The organism is Agrobacterium sp. 5Ca50 (assembly GCF_055381905.1).
Window position 1 is genome coordinate 3,422,884 of sequence record NZ_AP026438.1, and the last position, 24,289, is coordinate 3,447,172.

The window sequence follows — 24,289 nt, forward strand, 5'->3', positions numbered from 1 at the left end:
ACATCATTATTGAGATGTAAGACGGCTGATTTCCAGAACAACGGAATCTGCCTCAACAACACTGGAATGTTTTATCAGATCAAACTGCCAACGACCACGGGCTTTCGTGATCTCACTTTGGTAATCCCGGCCTTTATTAAAAAAAGCCCTCACTTTTTCGGAATCTTTGGCCCAAGGATGCATATATTCGAGCAAAAGATCGAGGTCAGCGAGCGCGCGTGCTGAAATCACATCGCAATGCGGAATGATTTCAGGCGCTTTCTCGATGCGAATGGGGTGAACACTGCCCCTTGCACCGGTCTCAGCCAGAGCAACACGCAAGAAAGCCGCTTTCTTATTGTTGCTTTCAACCAGATGAACCCAGCCATCATTGAGTTCAGCCAGGAAAATCGCTGTGACAACGCCAGGAAGTCCGCCGCCACTGCCCAAATCAACCCACGTCTGCGGTTGTGGGCTTAGCTGAAAAATCTGCGCGCTATCGGCAATGTGCCGACTCCAGATTTCCGATATGGTGGACGGCGCTGCGAGATTTGTTGTTTTATTCCACTTTTTAAACAGCTCAACATAATGTGTGAGTCGTTCATGTGTTTCACGTGAAACACTTTGGCCGTTTATCTGCATATAAAGACTCGCTATGAGTGCGATTTTACCTGCGGTTGAATCGCTACGTTGTGCTTTTTTACCAACGCCAGAATAAGCGATACAGCGGCCGGTGTCATGCCATCGACACGGGATGCCTGTGCGATATTCAGAGGTTTTGCAGCAATAAGTTTCTGCTTCAACTCATTCGACAGGCCGGAAAGCAAGCTGTAGTCAAAATCAGCCGGTATCTTACGATCCTCGTCACGACGAATTTCGATAATATCAGCGCTCTGACGCTGCATATATACAGCATAGCCAGCTTCAATCTCCAGCACTTCGCCAACCTTATTGTTGATCACGCTCAACTCGCTCCAATGTCCACGGAGCTGATCGAGCGAAATATCAGGATAGGACAGCAACTCATAGGCAGAACGGCGCTGCCCATCCTGATTCAACTTCAAGCCAATTTTTGCCCCTTCGTTGGGGCTGATCTGAATTGACTGCAGCAGAGCACGACCGTCTTCGATCGCATCCGTGAATTCAGAAAAGCGCCCAGCGCGGGCCGAACCAATAATTCCCGCTTTCAAACCAATAGGGGTCAGACGCAAATCGGCATTATCAACTCGTAGAGAAAGCCGATATTCGGCACGTGATGTAAACATGCGGTACGGTTCACTGACGCCCTTCGACGTCAGATCGTCAATCATCACACCGATATAGGATTCAGTGCGGCTGAAATGCAGGGCGTTAGCACCGGAAGCATAAAGCGATGCATTAAGACCGGCGACCAGGCCTTGAGCGCCCGCTTCTTCGTAACCAGTCGTGCCATTGATTTGTCCTGCAAGAAACAGACCTTGCACCTTCTTGACCTGCAAAGAAGGGTAGAGCTCGCGAGGATCTACGTAATCATATTCAATTGCATAACCTGGTTGGAAAATTTCAACTTTTTCCAACCCGGGAATACTATGAATGAAAGCTTCCTGAACGGACGCCGGTAACGACGTCGAAATACCGTTCGGGTAAATCGTGTCGTCATCCAGTCCCTCGGGCTCCAGGAATATCTGGTGGCCGTCACGGTCTCCAAAACGAACGATCTTGTCTTCGATGGAAGGGCAGTAACGTGGCCCAACACCTTCAATCTGTCCGGAATACATCGCGGAGAGATGGATATTGTCGCGGATGATCTTGTGACTGTATTCGGTGGTACGGGTCACACCACAATCAATTTGCGGATTAACAATCGCGTCCGTCATGAAAGAGAAGGGGACCGGGTCTTCGTCTGCGGACTGGCGCTCCACCGAATCCCAATCAATTGTTTTGCCATTCAAACGGGCTGGTGTGCCAGTTTTCAAACGACCCAGTTTCAACCCCAACCGCGCCAGTGTATCCGACAGTCCAACAGATGGCTTTTCACCAACACGCCCTGCAGGAATCTTTTCGGAACCGATATGAATGAGGCCTCGGAGAAAGGTGCCGCTGGTCAGAACAACTGATGCGCAAGGAAACACACGCCCATCCGCCATGACAACTTTTTTGACGATTTTATCTTCAATTTCAATATCATAGGCATCACCTTCGATAACTGTAAGATTATCGATTGTGGCAATTTCCTTAGCCATAGCGAGACGATAAAGCTTGCGGTCAGCCTGCGTACGAGGACCGCGGACAGCCGGCCCTTTTTTACGATTGAGCATACGGAACTGAATTCCGCCCGCATCGGCAACACGGCCCATCAAACCATCGAGAGCGTCAATCTCGCGAACAAGGTGACCTTTTCCCAAACCACCAATCGCAGGATTACAGGACATGACGCCAATGGTGTCAGCTTTGTGGGTAATCAAAGCTGTCTTTGCGCCATGACGTGCCGCTGCCGCCGCGGCTTCGCAGCCCGCATGTCCACCACCGATAACAATTACATCGTAGTGCATCTTTATGCCCTTGTATTACTCTGCGGAAACGGAGAGGCACTCATTAGCCCGAATGTTTCACGTGAATCATTTGCCAATGCAGAATTCGGAGAAAATCACACCCAATAAATCTTCGACATCTACTCGTCCGGTTATTCTACCAAGAGAACTTGCAGCGAGACGAAGATATTCCGATCGTATGGCCAAATCCTGACCTTCGGATTGCAGCGCATCACTAACATAATTTCGTGTCTCTTCAAGACGTTTCTGATGTCTCTGTCGCGCGGGCGCCAACATCGATGCAGAACCAAGGCGGTTCTCTATATAGTCTCGAATAAATGATTTGAGTTTTTCCAAACCCTGTCCGCTTTCGACGGACAGTTCCAGTGCAAATTCACATGGCAAAGGTGAGGGACCGCGCTTGTCGCTTTTGCTGCGCACGAGGACGTGGTTACCGTTATTGATAGTAGGGCTAGTTTGTTTCGGAATCGAATCGGTATCAACAAGATGCAAAACCAAGTCGGCCGTTTCGGCTTTTGCAACCGCTCTTTTAACGCCTTCCTGCTCGACGGCATCAGCCGTCTCTCTTATGCCGGCGGTATCGGAGACGGTGACGAGATAACCACCAAGGTTAAGATCGACGTTCAGGACATCCCTGGTCGTGCCAGCAATATCGGTAACGATCGCCACGTCACGACCGCTGAGAGCGTTCAGCAGGCTGGACTTGCCGACGTTAGGTTCGCCAACCAGCGCAATCTTGAGGCCGTCTCGGATGATTTCTGCTGACGATGCGGCGGTAAGATGATTGTTAATTTCATCCAGCAGCGCCTTCATCTGTATCCAAACCTGATTGGCGACAGAGTCAGGTACATCTTCTTCATCGGCAAAATCGAGTTCGGCCTCGATAAACGCACGCGCTCGCGTCAACCTGTCGGCCCAGCCATCGTAAAGAGCAGAGAGTTTGCCAGAACTTTGCTCAACGGCAAGACGACGCTGCATCTCCGTTTCCGCATGTAATAGATCTGCGAGACCTTCAACCTCGACAAGATCCATCTTCCCATTCTCAAAAGCACGTTGGGAGAATTCGCCAGCTTCCGCCGGCCTTCCCCCTTCATGCCCTGCCAATTCCTCAAATATAGCATTTACCACAGCCCGGCTGCCGTGGATCTGCAATTCCACGCAATCTTCACCGGTAAAGGAGTGTGGAGCTGGAAATGGAAGTACCAGCGCCTGGTCAATCACTAGACCATTACGGTTACGAATCGTTCTTAAGCTTGCTTTTCTGGAATCCGGCAAAGGACCTTTGATCAGACCTTGCAACATAGGAAATGCCTGTGGTCCGCTGAGTCTGATGACCGCGACACCAGCAGGCAGCGCGCCGCTGGACAATGCGTAAATCGTGTCTGAGGTTTTTGTCATCGCTGTCACTTGGTCCTGTTTAGGCCCGAACATACAATTATTATCTTCAATAAAAAATGGCCGTGCTGGCATTACACCACACGGCCACTTTATTACTGAATTCGGCTAACCGTCAGGTATTCATCGAATCGAAGAAATCACCGTTGTTCTTGGTTTGCTTCAATTTGTCGATTAGGAATTCGATGGCGTCCATCGTTCCCATCGGAGCAAGGATACGGCGTAGAACAAAGATCTTCTGAAGATCTTGGCGTGGCACAAGCAGGTCTTCCTTACGTGTGCCGGACTTGAGAATATCCAGAGCAGGGAAGATACGCTTGTCAGCAACCTTGCGGTCAAGCACGATTTCCGAGTTACCGGTACCCTTGAATTCTTCAAAGATAACTTCGTCCATGCGGCTGCCTGTATCGATCAGCGCCGTTGCGATGATTGTCAATGAGCCGCCTTCTTCGATGTTACGGGCAGCACCGAAGAAACGCTTAGGACGCTGCAGGGCGTTGGCATCGACACCACCGGTCAGAACCTTACCAGAAGAAGGAACAACGGTGTTGTAAGCACGGCCGAGGCGGGTGATCGAATCGAGCAGGATAACAACGTCGCGACCATGCTCGACAAGGCGCTTCGCCTTCTCAATGACCATTTCAGCGACCTGAACGTGGCGAACTGCTGGCTCGTCGAAGGTAGAGGAAACAACTTCACCCTTCACAGAACGCTGCATGTCCGTCACTTCTTCAGGACGCTCATCGATCAGTAGAACGATGAGATAGCATTCCGGATGGTTGGCAGTGATCGAATGTGCGATATTCTGCAGCAGAACCGTTTTACCGGTACGTGGCGGTGCAACGATCAGACCACGCTGGCCTTTGCCGAGTGGGGCAACCAGATCGATAACACGAGACGACAAATCCTTCGAGGTTGGAACATCAAGTTCCATCTTGAAACGCTCATTCGGATAGAGCGGTGTCAGGTTATCGAAGTGAACCTTGTGGCGAATCTTTTCAGGATCGTCGAAGTTGATCGAGTTGACCTTCAGAAGCGCAAAATACCGTTCGCCTTCCTTCGGCCCACGGATTGGTCCTTCAACCGTATCGCCAGTCTTCAGCGAGAAGCGGCGGATCTGCGAGGGAGATATGTAGATATCATCAGGACCAGGCAGATAGTTGGCATTGGCGGAACGCAGAAAGCCGAAACCGTCCTGCAGAACTTCCACCACACCTTCACCGATAATCTCGATATCCTGGCTGGCGAGAACCTTGAGGATAGCAAACATCAGCTCCTGCTTGCGCATGGTGCTGGCGTTTTCGACCTCGAGCGATTCCGCAAATGTCAGCAAATCGGTTGGAGATTTGCTTTTTAGTTCTTGAAGCTTCATTTCAGCCATGAAGAGAAGACCGTTTCAGATATTAAGAAATGATAGGGGAGGGGCGTGCTGAAAAATTCGGTACTGGGTGAATGACCCGCATACGACTGAACAAGACACATGCCGCGAAGATGAGTAGCGGGAAAATAGCGACTGAATTGGCAGCCTGCAAGAGAAAAGCAACAATTCCGCGAAATTTATAAAAATATGAACCGATCAAAACGGTTTCACAACCACAAGTATGACGATGATGATCATCAAGACGGTTGGAACCTCGTTTAACAACCGCCAGTGTCGGGCGCTGTGTTTGTTTTCATCACGCGCAAAAACCCGAACTGCACGGCTGAAATACATATGCGCACCGGTTAGAAACACCACTGCGAGAATTTTGGCATGGAGCCATCCACCCGAAAAGCCATAAACGCTCCAGGCGAGGTAAAGCCCCAGTACCCATGAAATCATCATGGCTGGGTTCATGATCAGCTTGAGAAGACGCCGTTCCATCACCTTGAAGGTTTCGGATTGCACGGAACCGACCGGTGCATCTGTGTGGTAGATGAACAGCCGCGGCATATAAAGCAGCCCCGCCATCCACGAAATCACAGCAATGATATGCAGCGCCTTTACCCAGAGATAGGCCTGATCAGGACCTATACAGTAGAGCAGGCCACCGAAGCAAACAAATGCGCTGAGCGCCACAGCTACGCGCAGCCGGGTTTTCCGTCCAGCAGATTCCGAAGTCTGCAGCTCATCACTCATCGTTTAAAACCACGCACGCGGTTCACCAGTTTCGTTACATTCTCAGGATCGGCCTGTGGCGTGATACCATGGCCAAGATTGAAAATCAGTGGACCGTTGCCCAGTGCCTGCAGAATGGCATCGATGCCCTCATCCAGTGCCTTGCCACCGGCGACCATACGCATAGGGTCCAGATTGCCCTGTACGGGGCCGTCCTTCTGCAACTCCTGTGCAAAGGAAAGCGGAACAGACCAATCGAGCCCAATGGCATCTGCGCCGGTCTTTTGACGGTAATCCTTCAACAGAAGTCCCGCACCTTTGGCAAAAGCGATGATCTTGGCACCGGGGCGACGGCTACGAACGGACGCAATGATGCGCTGAACCGGCTTCACCGCAAATTTTTCAAACTCACTCTCACCAAGCACGCCAGCCCAGGAGTCGAAAATCTGAACGGCATCTGCGCCGGCGTCAATCTGCGCCACGAGATAATCAGCGGATATGTCAGCGAGAGTAGCCAGCAGTTCTTCCATTGCTTGAGGATGATTATAACCGAACAGACGCGCGGGTGCCTGATCGGGTGTTCCGTGGCCGGCAATCATATAGGTCGCAACTGTCCAGGGCGCCCCACAGAAGCCAAGCAGCGTCGTTTCCTGAGGCAGTTCCGCGCGCAACCGCTTTACGGTTTCAAACACGGGACAGAGATGGGGAAGAACATCGACTTTGGAAAAGGATGCAATGTCTGAAACCTCAATTGGATCCATAGCCGGACCCTTGCCCTCGCTGAAGGTAACATTGCGCTTCAAAGCATCTGGAATAACCAGTATGTCTGAGAACAGGATTGCAGCATCCAGACCAAAGCGGCGAATAGGCTGCAAGGTCACTTCGGTGGCCAATTCCGGATTATAACAGAGGTCCAGGAAACTTCCGGCTTGCTGACGCGTTTGTCTATATTCTGGAAGGTAACGACCAGCCTGTCTCATAAGCCAGATTGGTGGAGGAGTGAGTGTTTCTCCATCAAGCACTTTTAGCAGACGGCGTACAGCCATGAATTCACACCTTTCCAAAATATAAAAATAGAGATTCTTAGAATCTTCTTATTCTTAGAGTCAGTGAGTATCAGGAATTAAAAACACCTCAAGCCTCACCCACAAAAACATGACAGACAGCAATTGGGGGGACACAGCTTCAGCCAAACAGCTTGGTACTGTGAATAATTCAAAAAATAGCGAAAAATCATTGACTTGAACGCTAAAAAATTTCTCTCAAATTGTGGATAACTGTTGCATGGATTTGGACTGCGGCATTTTTTCCCACCTATCCACAAGCTCCTCTCAACGAAGTCCGCTGAAGTGCTTTTTGTGGAAAACTCGACACTTTTCCCGTTCCCGGATCTGTCTCTCGCCAGTAGGATGAAGTCATCCCCACTTATCAACAGGCAGGCAAAAACAACGTGGAGAACCAGAAAAGTTTCTTTCATCTGCATCTGATTTCTGACTCAACAGGAGAGACTCTCAGATCTGCAGGCCGTGCTGCCTCCGCGCAGTTTCATGCCGCAACACCAATTGTGCATGTCTATCCAATGGTCAGAAACCAGAAGCAGCTTGGCCAGATCCTCGATGCAATCGATAACGAACCCGGCATTCTCCTTTACACAATGGTGGACGAGAACCTTTGCGAGTTCCTGTCGCAACGTTGCCAGGCTATGGATATCCCTTGCGTGAATGTGCTCGAACCGATCTTGACGACCTTTCAGACCTATCTCGGAAAAAAATCAAAACAGCAGGTCGGTGCACAATATGCTCTGAACGCCGACTATTTTGGCCGCATTGAAGCATTGACCTTTGCCATGGATCATGACGATGGCCAGATGTCGGAGAACTATGATGAGGCTGATGTGGTTATCGTCGGCATCAGCCGTACCTCCAAAACTCCCACCAGCATCTATCTCGCTAACAGAGGTATAAAGGCTGCCAATATACCTGTTGTTCCCGGTGTTCCCTTGCCGGACAGTCTTTATGCAGCCACCAAACCTTTGATCGTCGGATTGATCGCCACATCAGATCGCATTTCGCAAATTCGGGAGAATCGCGAACTCGGTTCAACAAGCGGTTTTGACCCTGGCGGATACACTGACAGGGCGACAATTATGGAAGAGCTTAAATATGCGCGTTCGTTGTGTGCCCATAACAATTGGCCGGTGATAGATGTGACGCGCAGATCGATTGAAGAAACGGCCGCTGCGATCATTGCCCTGCGTCCACAGCTACGCTAAGCCGCGACACGCTGCTTAACCGCCGCTGATATAAGTGTTGGAGAGAGATATGAAACCGGCCTTGATTCTGGCTTCTTCCAGTTCATCCCGCCAGGCCTTGATGAGAAATGCCGGCCTGGAGTTTACTGCGCAAGCCGCTGATATCGACGAGCGTTTGATTGAAGAGCCGTTGCAGGCGGCCGGTAGCACGCCGGATGAAACAGCGCTTGAACTTGCCAAGGCGAAAGCACTGGCTGTTTCCGCCCTTCATCCTCAGACCATTATTATTGGCTGTGACCAGACAATGTCGCTGGGTTCAAGAATCTACCACAAACCGAAGGATATGGCTGAGGCGCATCAGCATCTGATGTCGCTCTCGGGGCAGACACATCGATTGAACTCGGCCGCGGTCATGGTGCGTGACGGTAAGGTGCTCTGGCAGACGGTAACCCATGCCGATATGACTGTTCGGAAATTGAGTGAAGTTTTCGTCGACGGACACCTGCGGAAGGTCGGCGAAAAAGCCTTGACCAGCGTCGGAGCCTATCAACTTGAAGGAGAGGGAATCCAGCTATTTACTTCAATTGAAGGCGATTATTTTACCGTGCTTGGCCTGCCGCTACTGCCGCTTTTGGAAGCGTTAAGAAAATTGGGGGTCATAAATGCGTGATTCACGTGAAACATTAACCATCAATGCTTTCGTTGCCGGCTATCCAATCAAGCATTCGCGATCACCGCTGATCCACGGTCACTGGTTGAAACAGTTTGGAATTGATGGTTCCTATAATGCCGTTGAGGTGCATCCCGATAGTTTCAGAGAATTTCTGAGCAAGGTCAAATCGGGTGAGGGCAGATTTGCCGGTGGCAATGTGACAATCCCTCATAAGGAAATCGCTTTTCAATGCGCCGACAAACCTGATGAATTGGCCACTGAACTTGGTGCCGCCAACACGATCTGGGTTGAGGAAGGAAAACTCTGCGCCAGCAACACAGACGGCCATGGTTTCATTGCCAATCTCGATCAACGTCATCCCGGATGGGATAAAGCTGGCAAGGCTGTTGTTCTTGGAGCAGGGGGGGCAAGCCGGGCCATTATCCAGGCGCTGCGCAATCGCGGCCTGAGCGAAATCCATGTTCTCAACAGAACGGTAGAACGCGCTCAGGAACTTTCAGATCGCTTTGGTGAGAAAGTGCATGCGCATGCAATAGACGCTTTGCAGGAAACCATGTCGGGCGCTGGGCTTTTTGTGAACACTACGTCGCTTGGAATGGATGGAAGTGAAATACCGGATTTCGACTTCTCGCCATTGGTAACCGACGCAGTGGTAACTGACATCGTGTATGTGCCGCTGAAAACGCCGATCCTGAAAATTGCCGAGCGACAGGGCTTTGCGATTGTTGACGGTCTTGGCATGTTACTGCATCAGGCAGCACCAGGTTTTGAGAAATGGTTTGGGGTTCGCCCGAAGGTCGATGAGACATTGCGGTCTCTGATCATCGCCGACATGGAGAAACATGCATGATTGTGATCGGGCTGACCGGGTCGATAGGCATGGGCAAGTCGACGACAGCCGCCATGTTTGCCGATGCTGGAATCCCGGTCAATGACTCTGATCGGCATGTGCATAGTCTCTATTCGGGTAAAGCAGTTTCTACCATTGAAGAGGCCTTTCCTGGCGTCACGTCCAATGGAACAGTCGATCGTCAAAAACTGTCGCAAGAACTCAAGAAGAATCCGGCTAATTTTAAAATGCTGGAAGGCATTGTTCATCCGCTTGTGCGCGAAATGGAAAAGGATTTTTTGGCAAACCAGAAAGCCTTGGGGCAAGACATCGTCATTCTCGATATACCTTTGCTGTTTGAAACGGGAGCTGACAAAAGGGTCGACAAGATAGTTGTCGTCACTTGTGATCCTGAAATTCAGAAAGAACGGGTTTTGAAACGCCCTGACATGACGGCAGAAAAATTTGCAATGATCCTGTCACGGCAGACACCGGATGCGGTAAAACGGGCGAGGGCGGATTTTATAATTGATACCGGAAACGGTATGGAGGCGGCCAGACAACAGGTTGATGAGATCATTCACAATCTGCGTGGGCAGATGAATAAGGATAATGCAGATGCGTGAGATTATTTTCGATACGGAAACGACCGGACTTGAATCAAAGAATGATCGCATCATCGAAATTGGCGGCATTGAGCTTATCAATCATTTTCCTACGGGTCGTACGATCCATTTGTATATCAATCCGCAGGGTCGCAAAGTTCATCCAGACGCTTTGGCGGTGCATGGCATTACCGACGAATCTTTGGTCGATAAGCCAAAATTCTCTGAGGTCGTTGACCAGATACGGGAGTTCTTTGAAGGCGCGAAGTGGGTCGCTCATAACGCGACCTTCGATATGGGCTTCATCAATGCGGAATTTGCGCGTCTGGGTATAGAGCCCGTGGCACCTGATATGGTGCTGGATACCCTGGCGATGGCTCGCCGCAAACATCCGATGGGGCCAAACTCTCTCGATGCTCTTTGCCGTCGTTATGGCATCGACAACTCCCGCCGCGAAAAACACGGCGCGCTTCTCGACTCCGAACTTTTGGCTGAAGTCTATATCGAGATGATTGGCGGACGCCAGACAGCGCTTGGTTTCGGATCGGCGCAGAAGGTGGCAGAACAGATAGATGTCGGCGATGACAGCCAGGTCGACGAGCCATTGTCGCGACCACACGCATTGCCTTCACGATTGTCCCAACTTGAAGCTGAATCACATGCGAAGCTGGTTGCCTCAATGGGCGAAAAAGCGATTTGGGGACGTTACAACTAAATCAGCTGTCGGTGGTCTCCGAGACGAGACCTCAGATAAAAGAGAAAGATTTTTCTTCGAACAAACAAAAAGCCCGCTGCGGGGTATTCGCTGCGGGCTTTTTAGTTTCATAAAAGCGAACCAACTATCAGTTGGTAACCTGAACCTTGGAGCGGGCCTGCTCTTCAGCAACGCGCTGTGCAAACATCTGCGCAAAGTCGATCGGGTCGATCATCAGTGGCGGGAAGCCACCATTGCGCGTCACGTCAGCAATGATCTGGCGTGCAAACGGGAACAGAAGGCGTGGGCACTCGATGAAGAGAACCGGCAGCATATGTTCCTGTGGGAAACCAGTGATGCGGAAAACACCGCCGTAAACCAGTTCCGCTGCAAACAGAACCTTGTCGCCATCCTTGGCTTCAGCGTTCAGCGTCAGAACAACGTCGAAGTCAGAACCGGTGATCGGGTTCGCATTGACGTTGACATTGATGTTGATCGAGGGAGCACCCTCACGCGCCTGCAAGGAACGGGGAGCGCCGGGATTTTCGAACGACAGATCCTTGATGTACTGGGTCAGAATATTCAGGGAGGGGCTGGCTCCGCCCTGCGCGCCATTTTCGGTGGTCATGCTTTTTCCTCGCGGATTGAATGTGTTTGGCCATCTATCATTTCAAAACAGGGCTTACAAGCCTTCAGCCACGGGGACCGTTGTTTCCGGGTCCGTCAAGATGGTCGATATCAGGTCCTTTTCGCCAAGGACTTTGTTCATTCGGGTCTTGCCGGTGAAAGTCAGTGTCATCGAGATCAACGACATCAGGGCGCGAAGACTGGCTTCGGGCACCACCACTCCACTGGCGACTTTGGCTGAAATTGCTGGCCACAACAATATTGGCTGCGAATTTCGACCAGATCGCTTTGCGTACAAAAGGCAGTAACAGCAGTAGACCGATCACATCGGTAATGAAGCCGGGTAGGAACAGGAGGACACCGGCTAGGCCAAGCATAACGCCCTGGACGATCTCTTCGGCAGGCGCCACGCCGCTTTGACGGCTGGCCGAAAGTTTGCGGAACATGCCAAGTCCTATCGCTCGCAAAATTATCAGACCTGCGAAAGCGCTGAGAATGACAAGTGCCAGCGTTGCCCAAACACCTATTGCCTTGCCCACAACAATGAAGCCAGCAATTTCCAAGATCGGCATCAGTATGACGAAGAAGGATAGGAGTGGAAAACGCATTATTCTCGCCTTGCGTGTGAGTTATCTCGTTGCCAACGGTATGACGCCCATACCGGCGATTGCATCTGTCTATTTGAATGAGTGACAGTTCAGACTATATGATGTTTCATGATGTGGATTTAAATGGTGGTTTTGGCTAAACATGGGTTCAAGCGATTTCATAACATTATTCTTTCTTGTTGCGGCTGTACTGATTTTTCTTCAGTTGCGCAGCGTCCTTGGTCGCCGCACAGGAAATGAAAAACCGCCCTTTGATCCCTATAGCGCAAAGGACGCTGCGAGGGGTCCCGGTAGTGATGACGGCAAGGTTGTTACCCTGCCCAAACGCGATGGAAGGGATGAGGATGAGCGTTTTGCTGAAATCGATTCTTTTGCAAAACCAGGCACAGAACTGAACGAATCACTTCGTGAACTCCTCAAGAGTGATCCGTCTTTCCGGCCCAAGGAATTCCTCAACGGTGCCCGTATGGCCTACGAAATGATCGTCATGGCCTTTGCTGATGGCGATCGCAAGACCCTCAAAAACCTGTTGTCACGAGAAGTTTATGATGGCTTCAATTCAGCCATTACGGAACGTGAGGCACAGGGCGAAGTCGTGAAGTCCACTTTTGTCGGTATCGAAAAGGCGGATATTCTTCAGGCCAGCATTCGTGATGAAGAAGAACAGATCACAGTGCGCATAGCCAGCCAGCTGATTTCGGCCACCTATAACAAGGATGGTGAACTGGTAGACGGCGATGCCGAGGGTGTTTCCGAGGTCAACGATATCTGGACCTTTGCCCGCGACGTGCGGTCAAAAGATCCAAACTGGAAACTGGTTGCTACAGAATCCGAACAATGAGCGCCGAAGGCCAGAATTTCTCGTTACGAGAACTGAAATTTTTGGATCTACCGGGCTGGCGTGGGGATGACCCACGCCCGTTGTTGCATGCTATGCAGGCCTGTCTTCGGCATCTGCGCTCCATAAAACCCTATCGGACCGGTTCCCTTGGACTGTCGAGTGATGATTTGCTGCCGCTTCTTGAAGCGGCAGAAACATTTCAGCCATCCAGTGCAGCAGATGCCCGCGAGTTTTTTGAACAACACTGTTCGCCATTTGCCATTCTTCCTCAGGAAACAGCGCAAGGTTTCGTAACAGGCTTTTATGAACCAGAAGTCGAAGTATCTGCCGTCCCTGACGATGTCTGGAAATATCCCTTCTACAATCGCCCAACTGATTTGATTGATCTGGACGCGCAAAATCGCCCAGTTCATATCGATGCATCCTATGCATTTGGACTTTCTGGCGACAACGGTGTCGATTTCTATCCGGACCGCAAAGTGATTGATCAGGGTTATCTCCAGGGTAGGAATCTGGAAATTGCCTGGGCCAAATCAAAGATTGATGTGTTCTTCGCTCATGTTCAGGGTGCCGCAAGGCTGAAATTTGCCGATGGAAGCGTGACCCGCATCACCTATGCGGCAAAAGCTGGTCATCCATTTTCAGGCATCGGTCGGTTGCTGATTGATCGTGGCTGCATCGATCCGGCCACTGTTTCCATGCAGTCCATTCGTAAATGGCTCGGTGAAAATCCTGCCTTGGTGGACGAAGTGCTGTGGCACAATCCGTCTTATATCTTTTTCAAGGTCGCGGATGTTTCGGATGAAACTCTGGGGCCGGTGGCGGCTGCAAAGGTTCCACTGATCGCCGGCCGCTCGCTGGCTGTCGATCGTTCTGTTCACACATTTGGCTACCCATTTTTTATTCACGCTGCGGAGCTGACACCTCTCGACGAGGGAAAACCTTTTGCCAGATTGATGCTGGCGCTTGATACCGGTTCGGCGATTATCGGTCCGGCACGCGGTGATATTTTCACGGGCTCCGGTTATCTGGCTGGAGAGCAGGCAGGCACGATCCGCAACAACGCTGATTTTTACATTCTGCTACCCAACCATGCCGCCCAAAGGTACCGGCCATGAAGGGTGGTCGAAAGCTGAATCGGGACGAACGCATTTTGTGGGGCAAGGTCGCCAGAACGACACGGCCTGTGTCCGGTCGTCTTGAAGACCTGGAGTTTGAAGATGTAACGGAAGCAGCGCCCGTTGCCGCAGAACCGGAGAAGCCCAAAGCGCAATTCCCGAAAATGATTGTTGAGGAAGTGCCGCTTGATCCCGGTATTAAGACTAAGGCTGGTCGCATTCACCATCCGCTTGAGAAACCGGTCAAACGAAAACTGACCCGCGGCCATCTGCCACTTGAAGGCCGTATTGATTTGCACGGCATGGTCCAGAGCGAAGCGCATTCTATTCTGCTGGATTTTTTGATCCGCGCCCATGAACGGGGTATGCGGCATGTATTGGTCATCACCGGCAAAGGCAGGTCGCTCGGCAGCGATGGTGCCCTGAAACGAGCAGTGCCAATGTGGTTTTCCAAACCGGAGTTCCGTTACCTGATATCGTCTTATGAAGATGCTTCGCGTAATCACGGTGGTGATGGCGCGCTTTATGTCAGGCTGTCGCGGGCGAGGGGAGATCGATCATGACACCCTTTGCAGAAGCTGTGCGTCTGTTGAGAGAACGTAAGGGCGTGACGCAAAAGCAAATGGCCTATGCCATCGGTGTGTCGCCCGCCTACCTCTCAGCGCTGGAGCATGGAAAGCGTGGCAAACCCAGCTTCGATTTTCTCCAGCGGGTTGCCGGATATTTCAATATTATCTGGGACGAGGCAGAGGAGCTGTTTTCTCTCGCCGGTGTATCCGATCCAAGGGTGGTTATTGACACGTCTGGTATGGCGCCGGAATACACCGCCTTTGCCAACGCGCTTGCGAAGGATATTCGCCATTTGCCATCATCCGTGCTAAATGAACTGTCAGATGTTCTGCAACGCAGCCGGACGACCGGATAAATGCCTCTATCCCCTGAATTATGGGGGTTAGAACAGTTCCCGGACTTTGGATGTTGCCCTAAAATTTCTATAGTCGCGGGTCAGGAATCTGGTGATTCGCAGAGACCCCTTCTGCCACCGACAAATTTGGAAAGACAATTCATGACCGAAACACCGTCTGGCGAAGTTGGCGCAACCCCTGAATATGGCGCCGATTCGATCAAGGTTCTCAAGGGTCTCGATGCGGTACGCAAGCGCCCTGGCATGTATATTGGCGATACGGATGATGGCTCCGGCCTGCACCACATGGTGTACGAAGTTGTCGATAACGCAATCGACGAAGCGCTGGCCGGCCACGCCGATATTGTAACTGTTACGCTCAATGCTGATGGCTCGGTCACTGTGACCGACAACGGCCGTGGTATTCCAACAGACATCCACACCGGTGAGGGTGTTTCTGCCGCTGAAGTTATCATGACCCAGCTGCACGCAGGTGGTAAGTTTGACCAGAACTCCTACAAGGTATCTGGTGGTCTGCACGGCGTGGGTGTGTCGGTGGTGAACGCGCTGTCCGTTTGGCTTAAGCTGCGTATCCGCCGCAATGGTAAGCTGCATGAAATCGCTTTCACCCACGGCGTGGCTGATGCGCCGCTGAAAGTAATTGGTGATTATGAAGGTCGTTCCGGCACGGAAGTTACCTTCCAGCCAAGCACGGAAACCTTCACTCATATCGAATTTGATTACGGCACGCTGGAACACCGTCTGCGGGAGCTCGCTTTCCTTAACTCGGGTGTGCGCATTCTGTTAACTGACAAGCGTCGCCCGGAAATCAAGCAGGAAGAGATGCTTTATGAGGGCGGTCTGGAAGCCTATGTGCGCTACCTTGACCGTTCCAAGAAATCTCTGGTCGACAAGCCGATCTTTATCAAAAGCGAAAAAGACGGGATCACCGTTGAAGTGTCCATGTGGTGGAACGACAGCTACCATGAAAATGTTCTTTGCTTCACAAACAACATTCCACAGCGCGATGGCGGCACGCATATGGCCGGTTTCCGTGGTGCGCTGACACGTCAGATCACCTCCTATGCGGACACGTCAGGTATCACCAAGAAGGAGAAGGTCAGCCTGACCGGTGACGATTGCCGTGAAGGTCTGACTGCAGTTCTGTCTGTTAAGGTTCCTGATCCAAAGTTCTCGTCGCAGACCAAGGATAAGCTGGTTTCGTCGGAAGTGCGGCCAGTTGTTGAAGGTTTGGTCAACGAAGCCCTTTCGACCTGGTTGGAAGAACATCCGACAGAAGCCAAGGTTCTGGTTGGCAAAGTGGTTGAAGCTGCGGTTGCCCGTGAAGCTGCGCGCAAGGCTCGCGAACTGACCCGTCGTAAGGGCGCACTGGATATCGCGTCTCTACCTGGCAAGCTTGCTGACTGCTCTGAACGTGATCCTGCCAAGTCTGAACTTTTCCTCGTCGAGGGTGACTCGGCTGGTGGTTCTGCCAAGCAGGGTCGTTCACGTGAATCACAGGCCATTTTGCCGCTGCGCGGTAAAATCCTCAACGTAGAGCGCGCCCGCTTCGACAAGATGTTGTCCAGCCAGGAAATCGGTACGTTGATTACCGCGCTTGGTACGTCGATCGGTAAGGACGAGTTTAATCCAGATAAACTGCGCTACCACAAGATCATCATCATGACCGATGCTGACGTGGACGGGGCACATATTCGTACACTGCTGCTGACATTCTTCTTCCGTCAGATGCCGGAACTGATCGAACGCGGTCATCTCTATATCGCGCAGCCGCCGCTTTATAAGGTGACGCGTGGCAAGTCCGTTCAATATCTGAAGGATGAAAAGGCGCTGGAAGATTATCTGGTGACCATGGGTCTCGAAGACGCGACATTGACATTGGGTTCAGGCGAAGTACGCGCCGGCCAGGATTTGCGTGAGATAATTGTTGACACGTCCAAGCTGCGTTCGCTGATTGATGGTCTCCATTCGCGTTATAATCGCGGTGTTGTCGAGCAGGCGGCAATTGCTGGCCTTCTTAATGTCGAGCTTGCTGCTGACAAGAGCCGTGGCGAAGAAATCGCCGCCGAAGTGGCACGGCGCCTGGATATGATTGCTGAAGAAACCGAACGCGGTTGGAGTGGTCACGTGACGGACGAGGGTGGTTTCCGTTTCGAACGTATGGTGCGTGGCGTCAAGGAAGTGGCGTGGCTCGATATGAACCTGATCGGTTCGGCTGATGCACGTTACATTGACCAGTTGTCCGTTCGCTTGGCAGACATCTACCGTGTTCCGCCGGTCTTGACCCGCAAGGAAGGCAACATCACCCTTTCCGGCCCGCGTGAATTGCTGGATGCGATCTTTGCATCCGGCCGCAAGGGTCTGTCCATGCAGCGTTATAAAGGTCTTGGCGAAATGAATGCCGAGCAGCTTTGGGAAACCACGCTGGATCCAAACGTTCGCTCGCTGCTGCAGGTCAAGGTCAATGATGCGACCGATGCGGATGGCTTGTTCTCGCGCCTGATGGGCGATGAAGTTGAGCCGCGCCGTGACTTTATCCAGGAAAACGCCTTGAGCGTTGCCAACCTCGATATCTGATCAGGCACCGTCCCAGACGGTGAATGGTTGAGGATTCACGTGAAACTTTTAATCCCCGAGCTAAACCTCGGGGATTTTTATTTTGTGCTGTTGCGCCAATTAAAGATGTCTTTGCGGCAAGACAGCCCGTTGGTGCCAGACTGCCGAAAGCGGAAACTGCCCTTAATCAATCTTGCCGGTAAATTTGCCTTCGAAGGCAACGTCTGCCAGTGGCAGTCTGCCGCTTGGCACTTCACGTTCTCTCAGATCATCGGGCAGGGTGTCCTTGTCGGCTATCTTGCCGATCGCTACTGCTGCCTCAACCTGATACCCCTCGGGGATATCCAAAGCCTCAAGTACCTTGTCACGGTAAATGCCACCCATGCCATGGGCATGGTAACCGAGCAACTGCGACTGCATGGCCATTGAAAACCAAGCAGCACCAGCATCGAAGGAATGAGTCGCCGATGGCTTTTTCTCGCCTTCGCGTGAAACATTGTAGGTGCGAGATACCACAAACAGCAGTACAGACGCTTTGTCGACCCAACGTTTGTTACCGTCCATCAGCAAATCGAAAAGTGTCTGCCACTGTTCGCTGCCATTATGGGCGTAGATAAAACGCCATGGCTGGAAATTTGAAGCAGATGGTGCCCAGTGGGCTGCATCCAGAATAGTCAGAAGATCATCCGCCGGCATTGCCTCACCGGTGAAGGCTCGCGGTGACCAGCGTTCCAGAAACAACGGATCAACGGGATATTCAGATTGGCGGGAATTGGCTTTGGTCATCTTTGCGCCTTTCATTGGTAAAAAGATGTCAGCATTCCGCATGCTATTTTTCAGGTCCATATGCGGTCAAGGGGTGACAAGGATAAATAGATCGTTCATATATGATCTATCTTGTCTGACAACCGGGAGGATCCCTATGAAATTGATGCGTGTTGGCCCAGCGGGTCAGGAAAAACCAGCCATTCTTGACAACGACGGTAAGGTCCGTGATCTTTCCGCTCATGTAAGGGATATTGGCGGCGAGGCGATTTCGCCTGAAGGCCTCAAAAAGATTGCTGCACTGGACCTGTCCAGCCTGCCAGTTCTCGATGACAGCCGTATTGGCGCCTGCGTTGCCGGCACCGGCAAATTCATCTGCATCGGCCTGAACTTCTCGGACCACGCTGCTGAAACCGGCGCAGCCGTTCCTCCTGAGCCAGTTATCTTCATGAAGGCAACATCTGCTATCGTTGGTCCTAACGACAATGTCGTTATTCCACGCGGCTCTGAAAAGACCGACTGGGAAGTTGAGCTGGGTGTGGTTATCGGCAAGACAGCGAAATACGTTTCCGAAGCCGACGCACTGGACTATGTTGCAGGTTACTGCGTAAGCCATGACGTATCCGAGCGTGCGTTCCAGACCGAGCGTCAGGGACAGTGGACGAAGGGCAAGTCCTGCGACACCTTCGGCCCGATCGGCCCGTGGCTGGTGACGAAGGAAGAGATCACTGATCCACAGAACCTTGGAATGTGGTTGAAGGTCAACGGCGAAACTGTACAGAACGGCTCCAGCAAGACCATGGTTTATGGCGTTGCCAATGTTGTTTCCTACCTCAGCCAGTTCATGTCTCTGCACCCGGGCGATGTTATCTCCACCGGCACACCTCCAGGCGTTGGCCTCGGCATGAAGCCACCACGCTTCCTCAAGGCAGGTGACGTTGTTGAGCTCGGCATCGAAGGCCTTGGCACGCAGAAGCAGACTTTCGTCGCTGACGTCTAAGATTTGAATTGACGGTGCGTTCTGCGATGTTTTTATCGCAAGACATGCTGGAAGTTACACAAAAGCCCGAAGGTACCTTCGGGCTTTTGTTTGTTTCATAGTCCGCGACATACCCGCAGGATTGACAGGATGCAGTTTTCCTTGGCGTGAATGGCCTCGAATCGGTTATGAAACAGCATGTTTTCCTTACTGAGAAAATCTCGAACACCAGCAAAACCCAAAGCCCCGCTTCAGCGTGTGCATGAAGTGGCTGGCAGAAGCTTGCCGTTGGTTATCAAGGAAAACCTGCGCGCCACCCGTATTACCCTGCGTATCGAACCAGGCGGAAAGGGTCTGAAACTCACCATTCCCTATGGTCTACACCATCGCGAGGTCGATGATTTTCTTGATCGGCATCACGGCTGGCTGAAAAACAGGCTCGAAAAACTTGGCCCGGAGCAACATCTGCGCCATGGCGGTACCATCAGCATTCGCGGTATTTCCCACCGTATCGAACATACCGGAACGTTGCGCGGGGTGACGCAGGTTCTGCGTACTCCGGAAGGGGAGGCGATCTTGCGGGTCAGTGGCCTGCCGGAACATACCGGTCGACGCATTTCAACGTACCTTAAAAAGGAAGCCCGTGCTGATCTAGAGCGGCTGGTGGCCATGCATGCAAAAACCGTGGGCCGGCCGGTGCGCTCCCTCACCATGAAAGATACGCGCAGCCGTTGGGGATCATGCTCCTACGAAGGCAATCTCAGTTTTTCATGGCGTATCGTTATGGCCCCGGACAGTGTCATTGATTATCTGGCCGCTCATGAGGTGGCGCATTTGCGTGAAATGAACCACGGACCAAAATTCTGGGCACTGTGCAAAGCACTGTGCCCACATATGGAAGAATCCAAGGCCTGGCTGAAGCGGCATGGTTCACAGCTGCATGCATTGGATTTCAGCTAGACGTCATTGGCATAAAATGATGGCCACTCTGTTATGTTTTCCATCATTTGGCCCATTTTGTCGCGCGTATAACAGGTAACACTACAACTTGGATTCACGTGAAACATATTCTCTCATCGGGAGGTCGCGTTTTGGCTCGACTCTTGGATAAAATCATGTCACGTCGCGGCTATGAAACCTGATATCAAGATCTGCGGATTGAAGACCTCGGAAGCGGTGGAAAAAGCCGTTGCCCGTGGTGCAAGCCATATTGGCTTCATTTTCTTTGAAAAAAGCCCCCGCAATATTGAACCTGATATTGCTGGAAAACTGGCGGATGCGGTGCGGGGACGGGCAAAAATCGTTGCTGTCACCGTCAATGCCGACAATGATGATCTGGACGAGATCATTGCGCTTCTCAAACCGGATATTCTGCAGCTTCATGGCACGGAAACCCCTGAACGGGTTTTGAACGTCAAGGCGATCTACGGATTGCCAGTCATGAAGGCACTTTCCATCCGTGAAGCTGATGATCTTATCAGGGTAGAACCCTATATAGGAATAGCAGATCGTTTCCTGTTCGATGCCAAGCCTCCAAAGGGTTCGGATCTGCCGGGTGGCAATGGTGTAAGCTTTGACTGGTCGTTGTTGGCTGGCCTTGACGCAGATATCGATTACATGCTTTCCGGTGGATTGAACAAAGATAATGTCGCAGAGGCGCTGTCACGCACCGGGGCGAGGGGAATAGATTTATCGTCGGGCGTGGAAAGTGCGCCGGGCGTGAAGGATCTCGGACTGATCGATGCACTTTTTGATGCCATCGAGACAGCCGGAAACAAACCGCAGGGAGTTTGAAAGTGAACGAGACGCCAAAACCGAATTCGTTTCGTGCCGGTCCCGACCAGGATGGGCGCTTCGGCATTTACGGGGGGCGCTTTGTTGCCGAAACCCTGATGCCTCTGATCCTCGATCTTCAGGCGGAATGGGACAAGGCCAAGAATGATCCTGAATTCCAGGCGGAATTGAAGCATCTCGGCGCCCACTATACCGGCCGTCCAAGCCCGCTCTATTTCGCGGAACGCCTGACCGAGGAACTCGGCGGTGCCAAGATCTATTTCAAACGCGAAGAGCTGAACCACACCGGTTCGCACAAGATCAACAATTGCCTTGGCCAGATCTTGCTTGCCAAACGCATGGGCAAGACTCGTATCATCGCTGAAACCGGTGCCGGCCAGCACGGCGTGGCTTCTGCCACCGTGGCCGCACGGTTTGGTCTGCCTTGTGTTGTCTACATGGGTGCAACGGATGTTGAGCGTCAGGCTCCAAACGTGTTCCGCATGAAACTCCTCGGTGCTGAAGTTAAGCCGGTCACGGCTGGCCACGGCACGTTGAAGGACGCCATGAATGAGGCGCTGCGCGACTGGGTTACCAATGTCGACGACACCTACTATTTGATCGGTACCGCTGCCGGACCTCATCCGTATCCGGAGATGGTGCGCGATTTTCAGGCTGTGATTGGTGAAGAAGCCAAACAGCAGATGATGGAGGCCGAAGGCCGTCTGCCGGATATGGTTATTGCAGCTGTTGGCGGCGGTTCCAACGCTATCGGTATTTTCCATCCGTTCCTGGATGATGAAAGTGTGAAGATTGTCGGTGTCGAGGCTGGCGGCAAGGGTCTGTCGGGTGATGAGCACTGCGCATCCATCACGGCCGGTTCTCCAGGTGTTTTGCATGGCAACCGTACCTATCTGCTTCAGGATGAAGATGGCCAGATCAAGGAAGGTCACTCCGTGTCTGCCGGTCTAGACTATCCGGGTATCGGGCCTGAGCATTCCTGGCTGAATGATATTGGTCGCGTTGAATACGTTCCGATCATGGACCATGAAGCTCTGGAAGCATTCCAGACACTGACACGTCTTGAAGGCATCATTCCCGCACTGGAGCCAAGCCATGCTTTGGCCGAAGTTATCAAGCGCGCGCCGACAATGGGCAAGGACGAAATCATTCTCATGAATCTGTCCGGTCGCGGCGACAAGGATATCTTCACTGTGGCGAAACTTCTGGGAATGGGTGCGTAATCATGACTGCTCGTATGGAAAAACGTTTCGCGGATCTGCGTGCAGAAAATCGCCCGGCGCTCATTACATATTTCATGGGTGGCGATCCTGATTTCGAAACATCGCTTGGCATCATGAAGGCGCTGCCGGAAGCCGGTTCAGATGTGATCGAACTCGGCATGCCGTTTTCTGATCCGATGGCCGACGGCCCGGCCATTCAGTTGGCTGGCCAGCGCGCGCTAAAGAACGGCCAGTCGCTAAAAACCACGATTGATCTGGCCCGTGAATTCCGCAAGGTTGATAACGATACGCCAATTGTCCTGATGGGCTACTATAACCCCATCTACATCTATGGGGTCGAAAAGTTCATCGACGATGCATTGGCCTCCGGTATAGACGGCCTGATCATCGTTGATCTGCCGCCGGAAATGGATGACGAACTCTGCATTCCAGCATTGCAGAAAGGTCTCAATTTCATTCGTCTCGCAACACCGACCACGGATGAGAAGCGTCTGCCTGCGGTTCTCAACAACACGTCCGGTTTTGTTTACTACGTTTCGATGAACGGTATCACCGGTTCGGCGCTGCCGGATCCGTCGTTGATCTCCGGGGCCGTCGGGCGTATCAAGGCGCACACGAACCTGCCGGTTTGTGTCGGTTTCGGCGTCAAGACAGCCGAACATGCCAAGGCCATAGGCGCAGTTGCCGATGGTGTGGTGGTCGGTACTGCGATTGTCGCGCAGATTGCCGGAAGTCTGACAAAGGACGGTAAGGCGTCAGCGGACACTGTTCATGCCGTCACGACACTGGTAAAGGGACTTTCCACGGGCGTCAGAGCATCACGCCTTGCTGCTGCCGAGTAGTATTCGGTACGGTCAGCAGAAAAAGTCAGGAGTTTTCAAGTGAACTGGATCACCAATTACGTTCGGCCGCGCATCAATTCCATGCTGGGCCGCCGCGATGTGCCGGAGAACCTCTGGATCAAGTGCCCGGAAACGGGCGAGATGGTTTTCCATAAGGATCTGGAAGACAACAAGTGGGTTATTCCTGCTTCCGGCTATCATATGAAGATGCCGGGCAAGGCCCGACTTGCTGATCTGTTTGATGACGGCGTTTACGAAGCACTGCAGCAGCCAAAGGTCGCGCAGGATCCGCTGAAGTTCCGCGATTCAAAGAAATACACCGATCGCCTGCGTGACAGCCGCATCAAGACCGACCAGGAAGATACCATTCTGGCCGGCGTTGGTTTGCTGAAGGGCCTAAAGATTGTGGCCGTCGTGCATGAATTCCAGTTCATGGGCGGTTCGCTGGGTATTGCGGCCGGTGAGGCCATCGTCAAGGCATTTGAGCGCGCTATTTCCGAACGGTGCCCGCTCGTGATGTTCCCGGCTTCCGGTGGCGCACGTATGCAGGAGGGCATTCTGTCTCTCATGCAGCTGCCGCGCACCACTGTTGCCGTCAACATGCTCAAAGAAGCAGGCATGCCGTATATTGTCGTGCTCACTAACCCGACCACGGGCGGTGTGACCGCGTCTTATGCAATGCTGGGCGATGTTCACATTGCCGAGCCAGGTGCCGAAATCTGCTTTGCTGGCAAGCGCGTTATCGAGCAGACAATTCGCGAAAAGCTGCCGGAAGGCTTCCAGACGGCGGAATACCTGCTGGATCACGGCATGGTCGACATGGTGGTGGATCGCCATGAGATTCCCGATACGCTGGCAAACCTTCTCAAGATCATGACGAAATCGAACATCGCGGCGCCTGAAAAAAAGCAGGTTACCGTGGTTGATGCCGTTTCCGCCTGATTGCGCTTTTTCAA

General features: G+C 52.2%; 25 protein-coding genes. 16 read left to right on the plus strand and 9 right to left on the minus strand.

The window, feature by feature from the left end; translation table 11 throughout:
- Window positions 1-6: 6 nt before the first annotated feature.
- The 6 genes from rsmG to hemE form a co-directional block, all read right to left on the minus strand.
- Entirely contained in the window at window positions 7-621 is a 615-nt protein-coding gene (gene rsmG, locus ACZ5FM_RS16420; RefSeq protein ID WP_275643436.1) for a 16S rRNA (guanine(527)-N(7))-methyltransferase RsmG, read from the minus strand.
- An 11-nt stretch (window positions 622-632) separates the two neighbouring features.
- Complete coding sequence (mnmG, locus tag ACZ5FM_RS16425) at window positions 633-2,510, minus strand: tRNA uridine-5-carboxymethylaminomethyl(34) synthesis enzyme MnmG (protein WP_464039254.1); 1,878 nt, start codon at window positions 2,508-2,510, stop codon at window positions 633-635.
- A 66-nt stretch (window positions 2,511-2,576) separates the two neighbouring features.
- Complete coding sequence (gene mnmE, locus ACZ5FM_RS16430) at window positions 2,577-3,908, minus strand: tRNA uridine-5-carboxymethylaminomethyl(34) synthesis GTPase MnmE (RefSeq protein WP_464039255.1); 1,332 nt, start codon at window positions 3,906-3,908, stop codon at window positions 2,577-2,579.
- Window positions 3,909-4,020: 112 nt separating this feature from the next.
- Window positions 4,021-5,286: a transcription termination factor Rho gene (rho, locus tag ACZ5FM_RS16435; RefSeq protein ID WP_192490589.1), complete on the minus strand. Its 1,266-nt coding sequence runs from the start codon at window positions 5,284-5,286 to the stop codon at window positions 4,021-4,023.
- A gap of 195 nt (window positions 5,287-5,481) precedes the next feature.
- The gene (gene hemJ / locus ACZ5FM_RS16440; RefSeq protein WP_464039256.1) at window positions 5,482-6,024 is read right to left on the minus strand and encodes a protoporphyrinogen oxidase HemJ; all 543 of its coding nucleotides are present in this window, start codon (window positions 6,022-6,024) and stop codon (window positions 5,482-5,484) included.
- Entirely contained in the window at window positions 6,021-7,049 is a 1,029-nt protein-coding gene (gene hemE, locus ACZ5FM_RS16445) for a uroporphyrinogen decarboxylase (protein ID WP_275643440.1), read from the minus strand. The genes hemJ and hemE overlap by 4 nt, the downstream gene beginning before the upstream one ends.
- A 404-nt stretch (window positions 7,050-7,453) precedes the next feature.
- On the opposite strand from hemE, the gene ACZ5FM_RS16450 reads away from it, so the two are divergent.
- Genes ACZ5FM_RS16450 through dnaQ form a run of 5 tightly spaced genes read left to right on the plus strand, consistent with a single transcriptional unit; the run spans window position 7,454 to window position 11,076 of the window.
- On the plus strand, window positions 7,454-8,275 hold the full coding sequence (locus ACZ5FM_RS16450; protein ID WP_464039257.1) for a pyruvate, water dikinase regulatory protein: 822 nt from the start codon (window positions 7,454-7,456) through the stop codon (window positions 8,273-8,275).
- Between the two features lie 49 nt (window positions 8,276-8,324).
- Window positions 8,325-8,924, plus strand: a complete 600-nt coding sequence (locus tag ACZ5FM_RS16455) for a Maf-like protein (RefSeq protein WP_464039258.1) — start codon at window positions 8,325-8,327, stop codon at window positions 8,922-8,924.
- Window positions 8,917-9,777 carry a shikimate dehydrogenase gene (locus tag ACZ5FM_RS16460; protein ID WP_464039259.1) on the plus strand — a complete coding sequence of 287 codons (861 nt, stop codon included), beginning with the start codon at window positions 8,917-8,919 and terminating at the stop codon, window positions 9,775-9,777. Before ACZ5FM_RS16455 ends, ACZ5FM_RS16460 begins: the two co-directional genes overlap by 8 nt.
- Window positions 9,774-10,382 (plus strand): dephospho-CoA kinase, encoded by a 609-nt coding sequence (gene coaE, locus ACZ5FM_RS16465; protein ID WP_464039260.1) that lies wholly within the window; start codon window positions 9,774-9,776, stop codon window positions 10,380-10,382. The genes ACZ5FM_RS16460 and coaE overlap by 4 nt, the downstream gene beginning before the upstream one ends.
- Window positions 10,375-11,076: a DNA polymerase III subunit epsilon gene (dnaQ, locus tag ACZ5FM_RS16470; protein WP_259148941.1), complete on the plus strand. Its 702-nt coding sequence runs from the start codon at window positions 10,375-10,377 to the stop codon at window positions 11,074-11,076. The genes coaE and dnaQ overlap by 8 nt, the downstream gene beginning before the upstream one ends.
- A gap of 127 nt (window positions 11,077-11,203) precedes the next feature.
- On the opposite strand, the gene secB is transcribed toward dnaQ, so the two are convergent.
- Complete coding sequence (gene secB / locus ACZ5FM_RS16475; RefSeq protein ID WP_192490597.1) at window positions 11,204-11,683, minus strand: protein-export chaperone SecB; 480 nt, start codon at window positions 11,681-11,683, stop codon at window positions 11,204-11,206.
- A 64-nt stretch (window positions 11,684-11,747) separates the two neighbouring features.
- A complete protein-coding gene (locus tag ACZ5FM_RS16480; RefSeq protein ID WP_464039261.1) occupies window positions 11,748-12,290 on the minus strand; it encodes an FxsA family protein in 543 nt (180 codons plus the stop codon).
- Window positions 12,291-12,432: 142 nt separating this feature from the next.
- Between ACZ5FM_RS16480 and ACZ5FM_RS16485 the strand changes: the two genes are divergently transcribed.
- The 5 genes from ACZ5FM_RS16485 to gyrB all read left to right on the plus strand — a co-directional run bounded on the left by ACZ5FM_RS16485 (window position 12,433) and on the right by gyrB (window position 17,751).
- Window positions 12,433-13,131, plus strand: a complete 699-nt coding sequence (locus ACZ5FM_RS16485; RefSeq protein WP_192490599.1) for a Tim44/TimA family putative adaptor protein — start codon at window positions 12,433-12,435, stop codon at window positions 13,129-13,131.
- Window positions 13,128-14,249 (plus strand): murein transglycosylase A, encoded by a 1,122-nt coding sequence (gene mltA, locus ACZ5FM_RS16490; protein ID WP_464039262.1) that lies wholly within the window; start codon window positions 13,128-13,130, stop codon window positions 14,247-14,249. The genes ACZ5FM_RS16485 and mltA overlap by 4 nt, the downstream gene beginning before the upstream one ends.
- Window positions 14,246-14,812 carry a Smr/MutS family protein gene (locus tag ACZ5FM_RS16495; protein ID WP_259148937.1) on the plus strand — a complete coding sequence of 189 codons (567 nt, stop codon included), beginning with the start codon at window positions 14,246-14,248 and terminating at the stop codon, window positions 14,810-14,812. The genes mltA and ACZ5FM_RS16495 overlap by 4 nt, the downstream gene beginning before the upstream one ends.
- A complete protein-coding gene (locus ACZ5FM_RS16500) occupies window positions 14,809-15,174 on the plus strand; it encodes a helix-turn-helix domain-containing protein (RefSeq protein ID WP_250984131.1) in 366 nt (121 codons plus the stop codon). Before ACZ5FM_RS16495 ends, ACZ5FM_RS16500 begins: the two co-directional genes overlap by 4 nt.
- A 141-nt stretch (window positions 15,175-15,315) precedes the next feature.
- Entirely contained in the window at window positions 15,316-17,751 is a 2,436-nt protein-coding gene (gene gyrB, locus ACZ5FM_RS16505; RefSeq protein WP_192490603.1) for a DNA topoisomerase (ATP-hydrolyzing) subunit B, read from the plus strand.
- Window positions 17,752-17,913: 162 nt separating this feature from the next.
- On the opposite strand, the gene ACZ5FM_RS16510 is transcribed toward gyrB, so the two are convergent.
- Window positions 17,914-18,516: a nitroreductase family protein gene (locus ACZ5FM_RS16510; protein ID WP_464039263.1), complete on the minus strand. Its 603-nt coding sequence runs from the start codon at window positions 18,514-18,516 to the stop codon at window positions 17,914-17,916.
- 136 nt (window positions 18,517-18,652) lie between these two features.
- Here ACZ5FM_RS16510 and ACZ5FM_RS16515 point away from each other — a divergent pair, with 136 nt between their 5' ends.
- The 6 genes from ACZ5FM_RS16515 (at window position 18,653) to accD (ending at window position 24,275) form a co-directional block, all read left to right on the plus strand.
- Complete coding sequence (locus ACZ5FM_RS16515) at window positions 18,653-19,495, plus strand: fumarylacetoacetate hydrolase family protein (RefSeq protein WP_464039264.1); 843 nt, start codon at window positions 18,653-18,655, stop codon at window positions 19,493-19,495.
- 177 nt (window positions 19,496-19,672) lie between these two features.
- Window positions 19,673-20,434 carry a M48 family metallopeptidase gene (locus ACZ5FM_RS16520; protein WP_275643450.1) on the plus strand — a complete coding sequence of 254 codons (762 nt, stop codon included), beginning with the start codon at window positions 19,673-19,675 and terminating at the stop codon, window positions 20,432-20,434.
- Between the two features lie 171 nt (window positions 20,435-20,605).
- Window positions 20,606-21,268, plus strand: a complete 663-nt coding sequence (locus tag ACZ5FM_RS16525; RefSeq protein ID WP_259148930.1) for a phosphoribosylanthranilate isomerase — start codon at window positions 20,606-20,608, stop codon at window positions 21,266-21,268.
- 2 nt (window positions 21,269-21,270) lie between these two features.
- A complete protein-coding gene (gene trpB / locus ACZ5FM_RS16530; protein ID WP_250984126.1) occupies window positions 21,271-22,491 on the plus strand; it encodes a tryptophan synthase subunit beta in 1,221 nt (406 codons plus the stop codon).
- 2 nt (window positions 22,492-22,493) lie between these two features.
- Window positions 22,494-23,333, plus strand: coding sequence for a tryptophan synthase subunit alpha (trpA, locus tag ACZ5FM_RS16535; RefSeq protein WP_192490609.1), 840 nt, complete (start codon window positions 22,494-22,496; stop codon window positions 23,331-23,333).
- Window positions 23,334-23,372: 39 nt separating this feature from the next.
- On the plus strand, window positions 23,373-24,275 hold the full coding sequence (gene accD / locus ACZ5FM_RS16540; RefSeq protein WP_192490610.1) for an acetyl-CoA carboxylase, carboxyltransferase subunit beta: 903 nt from the start codon (window positions 23,373-23,375) through the stop codon (window positions 24,273-24,275).
- Window positions 24,276-24,289: the final 14 nt, after the last annotated feature.

Bases quoted from the DNA above. Each gene is read 5' to 3' on its own strand.
- rsmG (WP_275643436.1), bottom strand. From the start codon at position 621: ATGCAGATAAACGGCCAAAGTGTTTCACGTGAAACACATGAACGACTC.
- mnmG (WP_464039254.1), bottom strand. From the start codon at position 2,510: ATGCACTACGATGTAATTGTTATCGGTGGTGGACATGCGGGCTGCGAA.
- mnmE (WP_464039255.1), bottom strand. From the start codon at position 3,908: ATGACAAAAACCTCAGACACGATTTACGCATTGTCCAGCGGCGCGCTG.
- rho (WP_192490589.1), bottom strand. From the start codon at position 5,286: ATGGCTGAAATGAAGCTTCAAGAACTAAAAAGCAAATCTCCAACCGAT.
- hemJ (WP_464039256.1), bottom strand. From the start codon at position 6,024: ATGAGTGATGAGCTGCAGACTTCGGAATCTGCTGGACGGAAAACCCGG.
- hemE (WP_275643440.1), bottom strand. From the start codon at position 7,049: ATGGCTGTACGCCGTCTGCTAAAAGTGCTTGATGGAGAAACACTCACT.
- ACZ5FM_RS16455 (WP_464039258.1), top strand. From the start codon at position 8,325: ATGAAACCGGCCTTGATTCTGGCTTCTTCCAGTTCATCCCGCCAGGCC.
- ACZ5FM_RS16460 (WP_464039259.1), top strand. From the start codon at position 8,917: ATGCGTGATTCACGTGAAACATTAACCATCAATGCTTTCGTTGCCGGC.
- coaE (WP_464039260.1), top strand. From the start codon at position 9,774: ATGATTGTGATCGGGCTGACCGGGTCGATAGGCATGGGCAAGTCGACG.
- dnaQ (WP_259148941.1), top strand. From the start codon at position 10,375: ATGCGTGAGATTATTTTCGATACGGAAACGACCGGACTTGAATCAAAG.
- secB (WP_192490597.1), bottom strand. From the start codon at position 11,683: ATGACCACCGAAAATGGCGCGCAGGGCGGAGCCAGCCCCTCCCTGAAT.
- ACZ5FM_RS16480 (WP_464039261.1), bottom strand. From the start codon at position 12,290: ATGCGTTTTCCACTCCTATCCTTCTTCGTCATACTGATGCCGATCTTG.
- ACZ5FM_RS16485 (WP_192490599.1), top strand. From the start codon at position 12,433: ATGGGTTCAAGCGATTTCATAACATTATTCTTTCTTGTTGCGGCTGTA.
- mltA (WP_464039262.1), top strand. From the start codon at position 13,128: ATGAGCGCCGAAGGCCAGAATTTCTCGTTACGAGAACTGAAATTTTTG.
- ACZ5FM_RS16495 (WP_259148937.1), top strand. From the start codon at position 14,246: ATGAAGGGTGGTCGAAAGCTGAATCGGGACGAACGCATTTTGTGGGGC.
- ACZ5FM_RS16500 (WP_250984131.1), top strand. From the start codon at position 14,809: ATGACACCCTTTGCAGAAGCTGTGCGTCTGTTGAGAGAACGTAAGGGC.
- gyrB (WP_192490603.1), top strand. From the start codon at position 15,316: ATGACCGAAACACCGTCTGGCGAAGTTGGCGCAACCCCTGAATATGGC.
- ACZ5FM_RS16510 (WP_464039263.1), bottom strand. From the start codon at position 18,516: ATGACCAAAGCCAATTCCCGCCAATCTGAATATCCCGTTGATCCGTTG.
- ACZ5FM_RS16515 (WP_464039264.1), top strand. From the start codon at position 18,653: ATGAAATTGATGCGTGTTGGCCCAGCGGGTCAGGAAAAACCAGCCATT.
- ACZ5FM_RS16520 (WP_275643450.1), top strand. From the start codon at position 19,673: ATGTTTTCCTTACTGAGAAAATCTCGAACACCAGCAAAACCCAAAGCC.
- ACZ5FM_RS16525 (WP_259148930.1), top strand. From the start codon at position 20,606: ATGAAACCTGATATCAAGATCTGCGGATTGAAGACCTCGGAAGCGGTG.
- trpA (WP_192490609.1), top strand. From the start codon at position 22,494: ATGACTGCTCGTATGGAAAAACGTTTCGCGGATCTGCGTGCAGAAAAT.